A 15806-nucleotide genomic window follows, 5' to 3' on the forward strand; every position below is an offset into this window, starting at 1 on the left:
ATGAGCACGCTGCCAACCTCGGCCAAGATCGTCATCATCGGTGGCGGCATCGTCGGCTGCTCGACGGCGTATCACCTTGGCAAGATGGGCCTCAAGGATGTGCTGCTGCTCGAACGCGGCAAGTTGACGTCCGGCTCCACGTGGCACGCGGCTGGCCTCGTTGGCCAGCTTCGCTCGAGCGCGAACATCACCCAATTGCTCGGCTACTCCGTTGCCCTCTACGATAAGCTGGAAGCCGAGACCGGTCTTGCGACCGGCTGGAAGCGCAACGGCGGTCTCCGCCTTGCCTGTAACGAGGAACGCTGGACGGAGGTGAAACGTCAGGCGACGACCGCGAAGTCCTTCGGTCTCGACATGCAACTTCTCACGCCGAAGGAAGCACAAGAGCTGTGGCCGCTGATGCAGGTCGATGATGTCGTTGGCGCGGCCTTCCTGCCGACGGACGGCCAAGCCTCGCCCTCGGATATCACGATGTCGCTCGCCAAGGGTGCACGCCAGGGCGGCGTCACGATCACGGAGGGTATCAGCGTCACGGCCATTGAAGTCGAAGGCGGCGTGGTACGCGCCGTTGTGACGGATCAGGGCCGCATCACGTGCGAAAAGGTCGTGATCTGCGCCGGACAATGGGCGCGGCAGGTGGGCCAGCTCGCGGGCGTCAACATCCCGTTGGTCTCGATGCAGCATCAGTATCTGATCACCGAGAAAATCGACGGGGTTACGGCGAACCTTCCGACGCTACGCGACCCCGATCGCCTCACCTACTGGAAGGAGGAAGTCGGCGGCCTCGTCATGGGCGGCTACGAGCCCAACCCGATGCCGTGGGCGGAAACCAAGCTCGGCGTGCCGTTCGAATTCCAGCTCCTCGACAATGACCTCGAACATTTCGAGCCCCTGCTGGAGCTTGCCGCCGGCCGCGTGCCCGCGATGCAGTCGGCGGGCATCCGCCAGTTCATCAACGGGCCCGAGAGCTTTACGCCCGACGGCAACTTCATCCTCGGCGAAGCCCCCGAGGTGCGGAACGTCTTCGTTGGCGCGGGATTCAACGCGTTCGGCATTGCGGCCGGCGGCGGAGCGGGCATGGCGCTCGCCGAGTGGGTCGCGAAAGGCGAGCCGCCCTACGATCTCTGGCCGGTCGATATCCGCCGCTTCGGCCGCAATCATCTCGACACGAACTGGGTGCGCACCCGCACCATGGAAGCCTACGCGAAGCACTACACGATGGCGTGGCCGCACGAGGAGCACCATTCAGGCCGCCCGCTGCGCCGCTCGCCGCTTTACGATCGCTTGAAAGCGCAGGGCGCCGTGTTCGGCGAGAAGACGGGATGGGAACGCCCCAACTGGTTCGCCGACCTCGGCAAGGGCGAGGCGCAGAACGACACCTACACCTACGGCCGCCAGAACTGGTTCGAGGCCGTCGGTCGCGAGCACAAGGCCGCACGCGAACGCGTCGCCGTGTTCGACCAGACCTCATTCGCCAAGTTCCTGATGGTCGGCAAGGACGCGGAACAGGCGATGTCGTGGATCGCCGCCAACGACGTCTCGAAGGCGCCGGGACGCCTCACATACACGCAGATGCTGAACACCAAAGGCGGCATCGAGTGCGACCTGACGATCGGCCGCCTGGCGCCGGACGAATACTATGTCGTGACCGGCACCGGTTTCGCCGTCCATGACTTCGACTGGATCAACCGCTCCGTTCCCGCTGGCCTCGATGCGCGCCTGATCGACGTCACGTCCGCCTATGGCGTACTGGCCGTCATGGGTCCGCGCGCGCGGGATGTTCTATCGGCGCTGACGAGCGAAGACCTATCGAATGCGGGCTTCCCGTTCGGCCGCATCAAGCGCATGACGCTCGCGGGCGCGCCGATGCTGGCCTTGCGCGTTACCTACGTCGGCGAGCTCGGCTGGGAGCTGCACATCCCGGTGGAGTTCATGACAGCCGTCTATGAGGCTCTGATGGCGGCCGGCGCTCCGCACGGCATTGCGAACGCGGGGTATCGCGCCATCGAATCCCTGCGTCTTGAAAAGGGCTATCGCGCCTGGGGCTCGGAGATCGGACCGGACCACTCGCCGCTCGTCTCCGGGCTCGGCTGGGCCGTGAAGCTCAAGTCCAACACGCCGTTTCAAGGCCGCGAGGCCCTGACAGCCCAAAGCGCGAAGCCTCTTCCCCGCCTGCTCGCCTGCTTCACCACAGATCCGTCCGTCGTGCTGCTTGGCCGCGAAACCATCTACCGCAACGGCGAGCGCGTTGGTTGGCTCGCGAGCGGCGGCTTCGGTTACACCGTCAACCGCTCCATCGGTTACGGCTACGTGCGCCGCCCCGACCAAGGTGTGGATTCGGAGTTCGTGCTGTCGGGCAACTACGAGCTCGAAGTGGCGACGGAGCGTATTCCAGCAACCGTCGCACTCGAACCGCTCTACGATCCGGCAAACGAGCGCATCCGGGCGTAACCTCGGAGGCGAAGCTAGCCGGAGGCGGCGGGCTTGGTGAACTCTTCATGTCGCAAGGGCCGCACGGTGTAGATCCGCTCGCCCGGCGAAGCATCGCGTCGATTGCGGACAGAGGCGATCGCCGCTTCACGGTGTGCGATCCGGATATTGAAGAATTCCGACGATGTCAGATCTGAATCGCAATATTGCGGGCGCACCTGAATGCGCCATCCAGCGATCGAGCTCATTGTTCAACTCCGAGGCAGAAGAGTGTGTTGAGCCCATTTTCTCAAGTTCGAAAGGGCCGCGCCATCAACGCCGCCGATAACAGTGAACGCAGCGGTGCTGCCGCAACTCGGCGTTGTGGTTGATGGAAGAAAAACGGCTGAAAATCAGGACGTTATCTCTGCAACGAGAGTAAGGTTCTACAGGCAAGGCCACCCGTATCAGCCGATACAACTTGGGCAAGGAAGCAGCGATTGAGGCTACTTCTTTTCTAGGAGGATCTGTCCTTTGGACTTTATCGCGCCCTGGATCATTTCCCCGAACCGCTGCAGCAGCCAGGGCAAAGTCACTTCGATCCGGACATCCTGTTCCGCCACGTCCACAGCGCCGAACGCCTCCTGCCCCATGGCGCGCAAGCGGAACGTCATCTTGTCGCCCGTCCAAACCTCTTCGTCGAGCTGGAACATGGGCAGCGTGGAGGTCGCGCGTGCCAATCCAGATTTGAGGCGGCGGACGGCTTCGTCTTTGCCGAGGCTGTGCGAGATCGTGACGACGAGGGGTTTTGACATGGCTGCAACTCGCTAGACCACGATCGCTTCCGACCCCTATCTGTCCGAAGCGTGAATCATCGGTCTCATCAAAGACCTGGTACGTGATTTTGATTCAATCAAAAATAATCACGCTCTAGGTCCCCCATTGGAAGCATGTGCGAGCCTTAAACGCAAATCGGCCCCCGGTGGGTCAGACCGGAGGCCAGGGAAACAGCACGGGTGGGGTCGAGTACTTCCGTGCCGAACCGACAACGGAGTTGCGCCGCGTATATTCCCAAATAATTTCGGAGGCTTAATTCTCGAAAGCGCTATATGTGCGCGCGAACAGGAGTCGCCTGGTCTCAGCACCACGCGTTTGCACGCTGGGGCGCACAGCCGAGTTCGCCTTCCCGGCCGCGGAACCGCGCACAGCCGATCACGTTGACTGTCGGAAGTCGCATCGTGGGAGGCGTTTCATGGCTGAGCCCGTTTACAATGTTCTGTTTCTTTCCCGTCGCAACGCGGCGCGCGGTATTTTCGCTGAGGCTGTGGTCAATCAGAAGGGCGGTGGCCGATTTCGCGCCTTCAGCGCAGGTGATGAACCCGGCAGGGGCATGGACCCCGTTGTTCTCGATATCCTGAAACTGTCAGGCTATCAGACCGAGGGACTGCATCCGAAACACTGGAAAGAGTTCACCGGCCCGAACGCAATTCCAATGGACTTCGTGTTCAAGCTTTCTGACCACGTGCAGTCCAAAGACACACCTCATTGGCCGGAACAGGCCGAAACAGCCGACTGGCGTTATCCGGATCCCGTGGAATTCACGAGCTGCGAAGAATGGGAGCGTCGCAAGGCGCTGAGCGAAATCCTGCTGGCCTTGGAGCGGCAGTTCAGTGTGTTCAGCCAGTTGCCTGACGACGCACTGAAAGAAAAGAGTTTGCGCGCCTAACGCAGGCGATACGCAGAACAAGCTGCAATCCTAATCGCGATTAAAGCGTGCGAACGACGCAAGCGCGGTCGTCTTGAGAAGGTGCGGGTCCTTGGGATCGCTTCCGGCGACGGAGAGAATGGTCTGCGCCAGTGTCGTTCTCGCAAAGTCTATGCGGGCGAGATCATCGCCATAGCGGCTTGCGATCTCCTCCCAGGCAAGATCGAACGCCTCGTAGACGACTTTCAAGGCTTCAGGTGTAAATGATCCGCCATCAATCAATCGGTTCAATGGCATTCTGCCCCCGCCCGCTGCAAATTCGCCCCCGGCGAACATAAGCGGAAGCAATTTGGGCTCCCTTGTGGTCGATGTCTGTCATCTGCATGACGGATCGCATCTAGTTCGAATAGGTTTTTGGCAGATGCTGGGAGAATCGAGCGCGATTGAGCGAGTAACACTCGCAAGACGCGCCAATCAGACCGTCGCGATCCAGGATCGTGACGCGCCGGCGTCCGCACGCGATGAGCTTGGCGCGTTCAAGCGTATGAATTGCATTGGTGATGCTAGGCCGCTGCACGCCGAGCATTTCGGCCAGCAGATCTTGGGTGATCGCGAGGGTATCGCCGTCGTTGCGATCGCGCATCATGAGCAACCAGCGCGCAAGCCGTTGTTTCAGGTTGTGGGCGCCGTTGCACCCAGCTGAAATCATGACCTGCTCAAGAAATGCATGCACGTGGGCTGCGATCAGACTGCGGAACACCGGAATTGTCTCTATGGCACGTAGAAAAGTTTTTCGCGGCATCTTTGCCGCTGTGCCCGGCAGTTGAACGAGAAGCCTGACCGAGGACATCTTTGCCCCGAAAAAGGACTGAAACCCGGTGCTGCCCTCCCGCCCGATCGTCGCCATCTCGATAATGGCGCCGTCCGGATAGACGGCGACAACGGAAATCACTCCACTGTCGGGGAAATAGACGTAGTCGAGCGAAGTGTCAGCATCGACCAACACGTGTTCGCGTTCGCACTTGATCGGCTCAAGACTGGGAAGAAGCTGGCCGCGAATTCGGGCAGGCAGAGCGAGAAGAAGTCGGTTGCGAGGCCAGTCCGGCAATGCGGTCTCGATAAACTCAGTCATGGATCTTTCTGCTCGGGTGACACCAACGACACCCTGCGTGGAAAGAACGATCAGAGTGCACATACGAACCCCGGCGCGGCCGCGTTTGTTCCCTGGTGGAACCTCGGGCGGGGCCGGGCGCGTCCATGGGAGACGGCATTTGTCTGAGTTAAGAGCAGTCTGAGCATTGCAGCCGCCTCGGCAGTTCGCTACTGCTGTAGCTGCAAGGGCAAGCCTGGATATCAAGCCTTCAGTCACATCGGCGTATTTTGCCGGTGCGCGACAGTATTGCGCAGGCGCTGTTTCCCCTGCCAGAGCGCAACCCCGTGCGACTTAATATTGACAGGTGTAGTATAGTTTTATTTATGTCCTGAGCACCAAGCTCACGCAAAACGGACTATAGACATCATGATCACGTGTTCCTCAGGTGTTCTGGCATGGCGAGGGCGGACAGCCGTAGTGGCATCCACCGTCGCGGCCGCGATCATGATCGCTTTCACCGCTTTCACGCCGGCCGTTGGACAAGAGGCGGCGGGCGATCCGTCCGCTCCAACTCAAGCTCAAGCGCCGCATGCGACGCCATCGGCCACTCCGGTTGCACCGGCGGAGAGCTCATCGCCATCCGCGCAGACTGTCCCCCTTGAGCCACCGGCATCGGTACCTGCTGCGGCTCCCATAGCTGCGCCGAGCGATCCCGCCGCGAACACCGTGCCGCCCCAGGCCCTTACGCCTCTGACAGATCAAGCTGCATCGCCCGGCGCTCCTGACGCGGCGCCCGAGCTCACCAACATTCCGTCTGCCGCGCCGTTCGCCGAAGGCGTCGCGGCGCCTGCGTCCGGCGAGCAAAAGAACGCCAATCTCCCGCACGATTTGTCACCGTGGAACATGTTCATGTCCGCGGATATCGTCGTGAAGGCGGTCATGATCGGCCTCGCGTTTGCTTCGGTCGTTACATGGACGGTCTGGCTGGCAAAGTCGCTCGAACTCACTTGGGCCAAGCGGCGCCTCTCGCGCGCTTACGCAGAAATCAACGCTTCGGCCTCGCTCGCTGAAGCGGCACAGCGCCTGCGCGACAGGAAAGGTGTCGTGTCCGGCCTCATTGAGCTGGCAGCCCTCGAGCTTCGCTTGTCGGTAGATACGGGCGACAAGTCTGGCATCAAGGAACGGGTATCATCACGCCTCGACGGTCTGACCGCAGCAGCCGGCCGAGACATGAATCGCGGCACGGGCGTTCTGGCGACGATCGGCTCGACGTCTCCGTTTGTCGGATTGTTCGGCACCGTTTGGGGCATCATGAACAGCTTCATCGGCATTTCGGAAACGCAGACGACCAATCTCGCCGTCGTCGCGCCGGGCATCGCCGAGGCCCTTCTCGCAACGGCTATCGGCCTCGTGGCCGCGATCCCCGCCGTCATCATTTACAACCAGTTCGCGCGTTCGATCAGCGGCTACAAGGCTTCGCTTGCCGATGCCTCCGCCGAGGTCATGCGTCTTGTGTCGCGTGATCTCGATCGCGGCTTCAAGATCATGCCCGCACGCGCCGCCGAGTGAGGTGACCTATGGCCGGACGTCTCAGCGAAGGCGACGATCTGAGTGAAAATCACGAGATCAACGTCACGCCGTTCATTGACGTGATGCTGGTCTTGCTGATCATTTTCATGGTCGCAGCGCCGCTCTCGACCGTCGATATTGCAGTGGATCTTCCCGTCGCAACGGCGAAGCCGCAGCCACGTCCGAACAAACCGCTCTTCCTCACGGTTAAGGCCGACCTTTCGCTGGCGTTTGGCAACGACACCATCACCCGAGGCCAGCTTGCCGGATCTCTCGATTCCGTAACCGGTGCGGATCGCCAGCAGCGTGTCTTTCTTCGCGCCGACAAGACGGTGCCCTACGGCGAAGTCATCAAGGTCATGAACCTGCTTCGGGCGGCGGGGTATCTCAAGGTGGCCCTCGTGGGCCTCGAAGAGGTGCCGTCGCCTCAGGCCGTGCAGCCGCAGCTTGGCACTCCGGGAACCGCCACCAGCCCATGACAACCGCCTTCGAGTTTCTGGAGCCCGCAGGGCGGCGCTGGCGTCGTTGGATCGCGGCCGGAATGCTTGTGGGCTCGCTCCACGTTGGCGGGGGAGCGGCCGCGCTCTGGCAATGGCCGGACGCGGAGGTGGACGAGGAACCCGAAGGCGCGATGATGCTCGAGCTCGCGCCGATGCCGATCGCACCGAAGGAAGAGATGCAGAATCTGGCCATCGGCGCACCTGCCGAGGATTCGGTGCCGACCCCGCCTGTCGAGGAGGTCAAAGAGCTGCGTCCGGAAGAGCTGCCTCCTGTCGAGGAGGCGCCGCTCGCACGCGACCCCGAGGTCGCGATGGAGAAGATCAAGCCGGTCGAAGAAAAAGAAGAAGAGGAGGAGAAGAAGCCTCAGGAACAGGTACAGGCCCAGACCGTCGCCTCTTCACAGGCCAGCGCGCCGCCGCCCATCGAGGCGGCGCAAGAAGGACCTAAGGCGGCTGCGCCGCATCAAGGTGCTTCGCGCAAGCCCAACCAAGCGCAGATTTCCTGGCAGAAGGCGCTGCATTTGCATTTGAGCAAGCACAAGCGCTATCCCGGCGAGGCTCGTAGTCAGCGCATTCAAGGCGTTGTGACGGTGACGTTCACGATCGATAGCGCGGGCAAGGTCACGAATACGCGTATCCTGAAAGGCTCCGGCTCCTCTCTGCTCGACGAGGAGGCGCTTGCGATGCTGTCGCGCGCGAGCCCATTGCCCTCTCCGCCCGAAGACACCGTGGCAGGTGCGTTAAATCTGTCACTCCCGATTCAATTCAACATCAAATAGCGCGTCGCGTCGAAGCCGCGCAAATTAGCGCCCGCATTTTAGCGCCGAAAACAAAAGAAAAAACGCTCAATTCCCTGTTCACGTCGCAGCGGCCGCGAGGCGCGAGTGAGGGCGTCTTATAACTTGACACAGAAAGTCATAATAGTAAGGTCCCATCGGGTGAGTTACGGCTGGACTGCTACTTGCGTACCCCGTGACTGATTGTTTCTACACTGGGGGATTTTCAGAATGAGCTTGGGTGATGAGCTGTCGCGTGGCTGGGTGCCGGTTGCGTTGAACACTGAGAACAGTTCACTTGGTGCAGTTTCGTTGGGTTTGGCTTCGGTATTGCTCGCGACCAGCGCGGGCGCTCAGGAGGCGGCCAAGGAAGATGCAACGCCGCTTCCGCCGCTCGAAGTGACGGCCAAGAAGGCTCAAGCCAAGAAGGCCCCGGCTAAAAAATCCACGCCAGCTCCGGCTGCATCTCCCGCGCCCGTTCCTCCGTCGGCGTCCGAGCCTTCGAACGCAGCTCCGAATCCGGACGCAGCGTTCACGCCCTCCACCGGCAACTCGCTTGAAGCCGGCACGGGCATCGGCCGTCTGCCAGGCTCGGTGCAGGACCAGCCACAAGTCGTCAATGTCGTTTCGCAGCAGCAGCAGAAAGAGCAGAACACCAACACTGTCGAGCAGACGCTGCGCAACGTGCCGGGTGTCACCGTCGCCATCGGCGAAGGCGGCGGCGGCTTCAACGGCGACCAGTTCCGCATTCGTGGCTTCGAAGCCAAGGGTGACCTGTATGTCGACGGCCTGCGCGACTTCGGCGTCTACGTGCGCGACAGCTTCGCGACTGAAGAAGTCCAGGTGCTCAAGGGACCCGCTTCCGAGAGCTTCGGTGCCGGTACCACGGGTGGCGTGATCAACCTGCGTCAGAAGACGGCGCATCTGGGCGATGCCAACAGCGTCGATTTCAGCATCGGTACCGACAACATGTACCGCGCCATCGTCGACATCAACAAGCAGGTGAACGCTACGACCGCCATGCGCGGCGTCGCGCTCTATCACGATCAGGACATGCCCGATCGCGACCACGTCGAATCCGAGCGCTGGGGCTTCCTCGGCTCGATCGGCTTAGGCCTCGGCACCGACACCGTCTGGACGCTCAACTACCTCCACCAGTCCGGCGAACGCACGCCCGACTACGGCGTGCCGAGTATCGTCAAGTCGACGAAAGCGACCGGCGGCTTGCCGGCGACAGAATTGGGCGTTCCTCGCTCGTCGTTCTACGGCCGTATCACGGATCACGACGAGACGGACGTGGACATCATCACGTCCAAGCTGCAGCATCGCGTCAACAGCGGGCTCACGTTCTTCAACGACACGCGCTTGGCATTTTACCAACGCGACTTCTCGACGACTGGCCCCACCTGCACAGGCACTTGCGCTGACTCCTTCCTCAACGGAGGAAATCCAAATATCGGGTTCAGCGGTGGCAACCCGACCATCAAGCAGGACTCCTGGGGCTTCCAGAACGTAGCGAGCGCGCTCGCCCGATTCCAGACTGGCGGATTGAAGCACGAAGCCGTGGCCGGCATCGACGTGTTCTATCAGGAGGATGATCGCCCCGGTTGGGGTCAAATCAACAAGGTCGCGAACACGCCGATCCGCAACCCTGGGATTCGTTACACCGACGGCTATGACATTATTCGTAATCCGGCCAACGATCGAACGAGTGATGGCCTTGAAATCGGCCTGTTTGCGAGCGACCGCGTCTGGTTCACTCCGGAGCTATCTGTTCTCGCCGGCGTTCGCTGGACGACGTTCGACTACAACTTCAACCTCCGTGGAGGTACCCCGACTATACCGGGTAACACTGTTGTCGGTATCGATGGTAGTTCCGAAGGCGATTACTGGAGCCCCAAGGTCAGCCTGATCTGGGAACCGACGAGCTCCCAGACCTACTATGTGTCTTGGTCCCGTGCGGCATCGCCCGTTGGTCAGTTCGTAACGAACTCGCTGAACCCGATCGCGAACAACATTCCGCAGAATGCGATTGAAGAGAACGAGAGCTGGGAGGCCGGCGCCAAGTGGAGTGTCCTTAGTGATAGGCTCGGGTTAACCGCCGCTGTCTTCCAGGTCGAGAAGAACGGTGTCGTTACGCCGAACCCCGACGATCCTGGAACGCTAATCCAGACCGGGGAGTCGCAACGAGTTCGTGGTGTCGAATTCGGCATCGCCGGTCAGGTGACGCGAGCCTGGGTCGTGCAAGCAGGCTATACCTATCTCGACAGCGAGATTACAGCCAGTCTGGCGACGAACCCGGTGAGCCACAAATCCGTGGTCGGCAACGAGATCGGCGGCGTACCCGACAGCGCCTTCTCTATCTGGACCACCTACAATCTCTCCGAGAGCCTGATCTCGGGCCCGGGCAAGTGGACCATCGGCGGCGGCATCCTCTACCAGTCCGATATGTTCGCGGTGAACAACAGCGCCAACCAGTACATCATCCCCGAGCTCTTCAGCCTCGATGCGATGCTGGCCTACGAGCTGGATGGTTGGCGCCTCGCCGTCAACGGCTACAACTTGACCGACGAGTTGAACTACGACGCGTCGTTCAACAACCGCGCCACCCCGTCGGCCGGTCGGAGCGCGATCTTCTCTGTCGGGAAGAAGTTCTAGAACGCTGCGATCGCCCGCGATCGACGATAATCAAACCGCAGAAGGGCGCACCGTGCCCTTCTGCATTTTATTTCGCGCCAAAAGACGCATCTGTCGCCCTTAGGCTGAAACGCCCGGATCTCTGGCGGCCAGCGGTTCTGACTATTCTTGACTATGTTCGGCGACTATGATGCTTGCGGACTTCGAAGATCAGGTTTGCGTGCAGGCAGAGCGATGATGGGCGCCGACGTCAGAATTGACGATGACTTCGAGCTGGCAGTGGCGGAAGGCATGGCCTTTAAGACGCTCTACGTCCGCGTTGAAGACGCCGAGACGGGTCATTCTGAAATCTCAGCCGACGCGCTCCGCAAAGAGGCCGTGACCGGCTCCGTAGATGCACAGATCGGCTGGGCGCGTCGCCTTCTCCATGGTCACGGCGTCGAGCGCGATCGCGAAGCGGCCTTCCGCTGGTTCACCATCGCAGCGCGCAGTGGAGATCCGGAAGCGCTCAACATGGTCGGCCGTTGCTATGAGTTGGGATGGGGCGTCCCACTCGATTTGCATGAGGCGGCCGAGTGGTTCGGGAAAGCGGCTGCGAAGGGTCACGCTTGGGCAGAGTTCAATCTTGCGAGCCTGTACGCGCAGGGCCGTGGCGTGCCGCACAATGAAAAAAAGGCCGTGACATTGCTTGTGCGCTCGGCGCGCCGCGGCAATCCCAAAGCCATGAACATGCTGGGACGATTTCGCGAAGGTTCGGACGTGCCGCGTCGGCGCGTCCGCTCTGCCGCCCTCTGGTCGCGCTGGGCCGCCGAACGGGGCTGCTTCCGCGGCCAGTTCCATCACGGACGCTTTCTTGTCGCAGCTGGCCGCATCGGCGACGGAATTCATTGGTTCCGGACGTCTCTTGCGCACGCACCGGCTGACTTTCGCCGCGAGGCGCTGAATGTTCTGGGAACGCACGACCATCCGGAGCTTCGCGCTTTCGTATTGAGGGAAATGTCCGGCGAGCAGGGGGGCTCGAAGTGAACGTCAACGTCCGGGATGTTGCGGCTGATCGCGCAGCGCAGGCCAACCGCCGTGCGCAATGGATGCGTCAGCTTCGGCAGTGGCATTGGATCAGTGGCGCTATCAGCCTCGTCTCGATGCTGCTGTTCGCAATCACGGGCATCACGCTCAACCATTCCTCCCTGATTGAATCGAAACCCGCTGTGTCGACCCAAGAGGCGACGCTTCCCGAGGCCGTTCTAGCCGACATCGCGAACGCGCCGAAAACCGGACGCGCCGTCGTCCTCGCGCCGCTCGCATCCGCCGTCGCGAGCGCTGTCGGAGTGGATGTAAGCGGCCGGGAAGCCGAGTGGTCCGACGGCGAGGTTTACATTTCTCTCCCCCGCCCCGGTGGCGATGCGTGGGTCTCGGTTGATCGCAAGAGCGGCGACGTGACCTACGAAGTGACCGATCGCGGCTGGATCTCCTACCTCAACGACCTCCACAAGGGCCGTCACACCGGCTCCGCGTGGAGCCTCTTCATCGACGTGTTCGCGCTCTGCAGCATCGTGTTCTGCATCACGGGCCTGTTGCTTCTCCAGATGTACGCCAAGGGCCGCAGCTCAACATGGCCGCTCGTCGGCTTGGGCCTCGGCATCCCCGTGCTTCTAGCCATCTTCTTGATCCACTAACGAGGGTGATAATGCGCATTCTTCTCTCAGTCGGCCTCACCGGGCTGTTGGCGTCTCCGGCGCTGGCCGGCGAAATGGAAATCTCCATTGAAGTACCGAAGCTCGATGTCGCCGAATACCACAAGCCGTATGTGGCGGTTTGGCTGGAGCGGCCCGATCAGAGCGTCGCCGCGAACCTCGCTGTTTGGTACGACGTCGCCAACAAGAAGAACGAAGGCGACAAATGGCTGAAGGACCTTCGTCAGTGGTGGCGCCGCTCTGGGCGCGATCTGAAGGTTCCCGCTGACGGCCTGACGAGTGCAACACGCGCCCCCGGCAGCCATGTCGTGAAGCTCGATGCAACGCACGCGGCGCTCAAGGATCTCGCGCCGGGCGAGTATCAGCTCATCGTCGAAGCCGCACGCGAAGTCGGCGGCCGCGAAGTTCTCCGCATTCCTCTGCAATGGCCGCCCGAGAAGGGCACCGCGCTCAACGCCAAAGGCGAGCATGAGCTCGGCGCCGTCGACGTCAACGTCAAGCCCTGATCCGACCGAGGAGATCCCACCATGAAGTCATTCATCCGCGCAGCCGCTGCGCTCGCACTCCTGGTTCCGGTTTCGGCGCACGCGCACAAGGCTTGGCTACTGCCGTCGTCGACGGTCCTCTCCGGCAAAGACGACCTGGCCGTGACGATCGACGCCGCGGCCTCGAACGATCTCTTCTACTTCGATCACCGCCCGCTTCCGCTCGACAATTTGGTGGTGACGGCACCGGACGGCAGCAAGATCACGCCCGAGAACACGAGCACGGGCAAGTATCGCAGCAGCTTCGACGTTTCGTTGAAAACACCGGGCACCTATCGCGTCGCCATGGTCTCCGACAACGTGTTCGCCCGCTACAAGGAGAACGGCGAGGAGAAGCGCTGGCGCGGAAAGCCGGAGAACATTGCGAAGGAAATTCCGGCCTCCGCGACGGACGTCGTGGTCACGCACGCACAGCGCCGTCTGGAAACGTTCGTCACCGCCGGAAAGCCTGACGAGACCGCGTTGAAGCCCGTCGGCTCGGGCCTCGAGATGGAGCCGATCACGCATCCCAACGATCTCGTTGAAGGCGACGAGGCCGAGTTCAAGTTGCTCCTCGACGGCAAGCCGGCTGCAGGCGTGAAGGTCGAAATCGTGCGCGGCGGCATCCGCTATCGCAACAAACTCGAGGACACGACTGTCACTTCCGACGACAAGGGCGTCTTCAAGTTCAAGTGGCCGGAGCCCGGCATGTACTGGATGGAAGCTGCCGTGACCGACGACAAGTCGGCCATCAAGGAGGCAAAGGAGCGTCGCGCGAGCTACGCCGTGACGCTCGAAGTCCTGCCCCAGTGAGCGGAGCGCCCGCACAACGCGTCAACGAAGACGAGCGGCGGGTGCTGATCCCCGAGCGGGTCGCACTGCCGCCGTCGTTCGCCGCGCTGCGGGTGCTTCGCATCGAGACGCTGGGCGGCGAGACCATGGGAACCACATGGTCCGCCAAGATCGCGGTGCCTGCTGGTACGGATTTGTCGCCGCTCCGGCAGGGCATCGAAGCCGTGTTAGCCCGGATCATCGACGAGATGAGTCCGTGGGAGCCCGCCTCTCACATCACGCGCTTCAACACCGCCGCAGCTGGAACCTGGCATCGCCTGCCGGATGGATTTTTCAAGGTGCTGTCCGCCGCTCTCGATTGGGCTGAGCGCAGCGGCGGCGCCTACGATCCGACGCTCGGCGCCTCGGTCAAACTGTGGGGCTTCGGCCCCGGAGCGCAACGCTCGGGCATCCCGGATACGGCTTCGCTCGAACAGGCCCGTGCGCAAGGCGGCTGGCAGCGCGTCCTCCTCGACGGGCAGACCGCAAGCGCCTATCAGCCCGGCGGCCTTCATCTTGACTTGTCGTCCATTGCGAAGGGTTTCGCCGTTGATGAGGTTATTCGGCATCTGCAGCGGCAAGGTATCGCCAACATGCTGGTCGAGATCGGCGGCGAGTTGCGCGGCGAGGGCCTCAAGCCGGATGGGACGCCGTGGTGGATCGAGCTTGAACGGCCGCGCGGTGCGCAGAATACCGGATATGTTCTCCCGGATACAGTTCTGGCGCTCAGCGGTCTCTCGGTCGCGACCTCCGGCGACGAGCGGCGCTACTTCGATGTTGCGGGCCGGCGCTATTCGCACACGCTCGACCCGCGCACAGGAGCCCCGATTGTGCACGATCTCGTGTCGGTAACGATCGTGGCGGCCGACTGCATGACCGCAGATGCGCTTGCAACAGTCCTGACCGTCTTGGGGCCGGAAGCAGCCCCGGTTTTCGCGGCGGAGAACGGCATTGCGGCGCGTTTCGTCCGCTTCGATGCGGGACACATCAGCGAAGACTTGAGCCCCGCATTGGCCGCGATGCTTGATTGATCACCATCGAAACGCCACATCTAGGCGCGACGATGAGGCCATCCGTTGCACTTGACCGGCACCGAATCTTTAGGCTTTCCTAGACGTATGCACCTTTCGGCCCGCCATATCCTGCGAGTTGCCCTGGTTGCTGTGGCCCTCTGTGCCAGCAGCCTGAGCGGCTATATGGGTGTTCTTGCGGCGTTCGATCTGCATGCTCACGGACCGCATGGCGTCCATACCCATGCCTCCGTTCACCAACACGATGGGGACGTTCCCGTCGTTCAATCTGTGCACGATGAAGATCGCTCGAATTCCGATGAACCGGGTTCAATCGATCATGTTTGTGTGCACATGCACGTGCACTGCTGCGGCTCGTTCGCCGTTCCAGCTGCCGATTGCGGCTTGAAGATCACCGTTCAAGCTCGCTCCGCCGTGCCCGCTGCTCATGTCGCCATTCCGCTCGGGCAGCTCACCTCCCCCCTCCTCCGCCCTCCTCGCGCTGCGGTCTGATCCGGCCCCCCGCACCTCTGCGGACGCTAGGCCTGACCATGAGCGTCGCAGACGTCATTCGTCTGCGACAGGGCTCGTAGGTCCCCACGACTCTCGACCCGCAACCGACAGGTTCAAACCGCGCTGTCTCTGCCGTCGCTCCTTCATGTGAGCTGCGAGGCCGAGCTCCGTTTCTCCCGTCGCGTTGCTCGCAATTCCTCGCGGAATCCGAGGCGCTCGACATGACACGTGCACTTGCACTTCTTCTCGCTGTTCTGGTCTTTGTTCCCGCAGCCTTCGCCGGTCCGGGACACGACCACGGCCCCGAACCGGCAGCTACGGCGGCGCCAGCCATTCCGCGCCTCGTTGCCGAGGGATCGGAGTTGGAGCTGGTCGCCACGGCCGAAGGCCACAGGCTCACGATCTACCTCGACAAGATCGCGACCAGCGAGCCGGTCGACGGCGCCAAGATCGAGGTGATGGGCGACGGCATTACGCCCGTGGCCGCCAAGGAAGTCGGTGACGGCACCTACGAAATCGAAGGCGAATGGATCCACGAGCCGGGC

At 61.9% G+C, this 15806-nt stretch carries 16 protein-coding genes; 11 read left to right on the forward strand and 5 right to left on the reverse strand.

Features of this window, described 5'->3' with window-relative positions:
- Nucleotides 1–2451 (forward strand): FAD-dependent oxidoreductase, encoded by a 2451-nt coding sequence (locus VHO05_RS06275; RefSeq protein WP_329645740.1) that lies wholly within the window; start codon nt 1–3, stop codon nt 2449–2451.
- A 14-nt stretch (nt 2452–2465) separates the two neighbouring features.
- Here VHO05_RS06275 and VHO05_RS06280 read toward each other — a convergent pair whose 3' ends face one another.
- Nucleotides 2466–2678 (reverse strand): hypothetical protein, encoded by a 213-nt coding sequence (locus tag VHO05_RS06280; protein ID WP_329645741.1) that lies wholly within the window; start codon nt 2676–2678, stop codon nt 2466–2468.
- A 237-nt stretch (nt 2679–2915) separates the two neighbouring features.
- The gene (locus VHO05_RS06285; RefSeq protein WP_329645742.1) at nt 2916–3224 is read right to left on the reverse strand and encodes a polyhydroxyalkanoic acid system family protein; all 309 of its coding nucleotides are present in this window, start codon (nt 3222–3224) and stop codon (nt 2916–2918) included.
- Between the two features lie 437 nt (nt 3225–3661).
- Here VHO05_RS06285 and VHO05_RS06290 point away from each other — a divergent pair, with 437 nt between their 5' ends.
- Nucleotides 3662–4135: a protein tyrosine phosphatase gene (locus VHO05_RS06290; protein ID WP_329645743.1), complete on the forward strand. Its 474-nt coding sequence runs from the start codon at nt 3662–3664 to the stop codon at nt 4133–4135.
- Between the two features lie 30 nt (nt 4136–4165).
- Here VHO05_RS06290 and VHO05_RS06295 read toward each other — a convergent pair whose 3' ends face one another.
- Entirely contained in the window at nt 4166–4411 is a 246-nt protein-coding gene (locus VHO05_RS06295) for a hypothetical protein (RefSeq protein WP_329645744.1), read from the reverse strand.
- 100 nt (nt 4412–4511) lie between these two features.
- Nucleotides 4512–5117 (reverse strand): Crp/Fnr family transcriptional regulator, encoded by a 606-nt coding sequence (locus VHO05_RS06300; RefSeq protein ID WP_329645745.1) that lies wholly within the window; start codon nt 5115–5117, stop codon nt 4512–4514.
- Nucleotides 5118–5684: 567 nt separating this feature from the next.
- Here VHO05_RS06300 and exbB point away from each other — a divergent pair.
- From exbB to VHO05_RS06345, 9 genes are all read left to right on the forward strand, one after another.
- Entirely contained in the window at nt 5685–6776 is a 1092-nt protein-coding gene (gene exbB / locus VHO05_RS06305; protein ID WP_329645746.1) for a tonB-system energizer ExbB, read from the forward strand.
- A gap of 8 nt (nt 6777–6784) precedes the next feature.
- A complete protein-coding gene (gene exbD, locus VHO05_RS06310) occupies nt 6785–7255 on the forward strand; it encodes a TonB system transport protein ExbD (RefSeq protein WP_329645747.1) in 471 nt (156 codons plus the stop codon).
- A complete protein-coding gene (locus VHO05_RS06315) occupies nt 7252–8055 on the forward strand; it encodes an energy transducer TonB (protein ID WP_329645748.1) in 804 nt (267 codons plus the stop codon). The genes exbD and VHO05_RS06315 overlap by 4 nt, the downstream gene beginning before the upstream one ends.
- A 228-nt stretch (nt 8056–8283) precedes the next feature.
- Complete coding sequence (locus VHO05_RS06320) at nt 8284–10710, forward strand: TonB-dependent receptor (protein WP_329645749.1); 2427 nt, start codon at nt 8284–8286, stop codon at nt 10708–10710.
- Nucleotides 10711–10923: 213 nt separating this feature from the next.
- Nucleotides 10924–11715 carry a tetratricopeptide repeat protein gene (locus tag VHO05_RS06325; protein ID WP_329645750.1) on the forward strand — a complete coding sequence of 264 codons (792 nt, stop codon included), beginning with the start codon at nt 10924–10926 and terminating at the stop codon, nt 11713–11715.
- Complete coding sequence (locus VHO05_RS06330; protein WP_329645751.1) at nt 11712–12365, forward strand: PepSY-associated TM helix domain-containing protein; 654 nt, start codon at nt 11712–11714, stop codon at nt 12363–12365. Before VHO05_RS06325 ends, VHO05_RS06330 begins: the two co-directional genes overlap by 4 nt.
- Nucleotides 12366–12376: 11 nt before the next feature.
- On the forward strand, nt 12377–12889 hold the full coding sequence (locus VHO05_RS06335) for a DUF2271 domain-containing protein (RefSeq protein ID WP_329645752.1): 513 nt from the start codon (nt 12377–12379) through the stop codon (nt 12887–12889).
- A gap of 21 nt (nt 12890–12910) precedes the next feature.
- Nucleotides 12911–13720, forward strand: coding sequence for a DUF4198 domain-containing protein (locus tag VHO05_RS06340; protein ID WP_329645753.1), 810 nt, complete (start codon nt 12911–12913; stop codon nt 13718–13720).
- A complete protein-coding gene (locus VHO05_RS06345) occupies nt 13717–14769 on the forward strand; it encodes an FAD:protein FMN transferase (protein ID WP_329645754.1) in 1053 nt (350 codons plus the stop codon). The genes VHO05_RS06340 and VHO05_RS06345 overlap by 4 nt, the downstream gene beginning before the upstream one ends.
- A gap of 635 nt (nt 14770–15404) precedes the next feature.
- Here the strand turns inward: VHO05_RS06345 and VHO05_RS20220 are convergent.
- Nucleotides 15405–15797 carry a hypothetical protein gene (locus VHO05_RS20220; protein WP_414653702.1) on the reverse strand — a complete coding sequence of 131 codons (393 nt, stop codon included), beginning with the start codon at nt 15795–15797 and terminating at the stop codon, nt 15405–15407.
- Nucleotides 15798–15806 lie beyond the last annotated feature (9 nt).

Origin of the sequence: Hyphomicrobium sp. (assembly GCF_036262015.1) — a bacterium.
In the GTDB taxonomy this organism is placed as follows: Bacteria; Pseudomonadota; Alphaproteobacteria; order Rhizobiales; family Hyphomicrobiaceae; genus Hyphomicrobium_C.

Coding starts and splice junctions, on each gene's coding strand:
- VHO05_RS06320 (WP_329645749.1), top strand. CDS start 8,284: ATGAGCTTGGGTGATGAGCTGTCGCGTGGCTGGGTGCCGGTTGCGTTG.
- VHO05_RS06280 (WP_329645741.1), bottom strand. CDS start 2,678: ATGAGCTCGATCGCTGGATGGCGCATTCAGGTGCGCCCGCAATATTGC.
- VHO05_RS06340 (WP_329645753.1), top strand. CDS start 12,911: ATGAAGTCATTCATCCGCGCAGCCGCTGCGCTCGCACTCCTGGTTCCG.
- VHO05_RS06325 (WP_329645750.1), top strand. CDS start 10,924: ATGATGGGCGCCGACGTCAGAATTGACGATGACTTCGAGCTGGCAGTG.
- exbD (WP_329645747.1), top strand. CDS start 6,785: ATGGCCGGACGTCTCAGCGAAGGCGACGATCTGAGTGAAAATCACGAG.
- VHO05_RS06295 (WP_329645744.1), bottom strand. CDS start 4,411: ATGCCATTGAACCGATTGATTGATGGCGGATCATTTACACCTGAAGCC.
- VHO05_RS06315 (WP_329645748.1), top strand. CDS start 7,252: ATGACAACCGCCTTCGAGTTTCTGGAGCCCGCAGGGCGGCGCTGGCGT.
- VHO05_RS06285 (WP_329645742.1), bottom strand. CDS start 3,224: ATGTCAAAACCCCTCGTCGTCACGATCTCGCACAGCCTCGGCAAAGAC.
- VHO05_RS06275 (WP_329645740.1), top strand. CDS start 1: ATGAGCACGCTGCCAACCTCGGCCAAGATCGTCATCATCGGTGGCGGC.
- VHO05_RS06335 (WP_329645752.1), top strand. CDS start 12,377: ATGCGCATTCTTCTCTCAGTCGGCCTCACCGGGCTGTTGGCGTCTCCG.
- VHO05_RS06290 (WP_329645743.1), top strand. CDS start 3,662: ATGGCTGAGCCCGTTTACAATGTTCTGTTTCTTTCCCGTCGCAACGCG.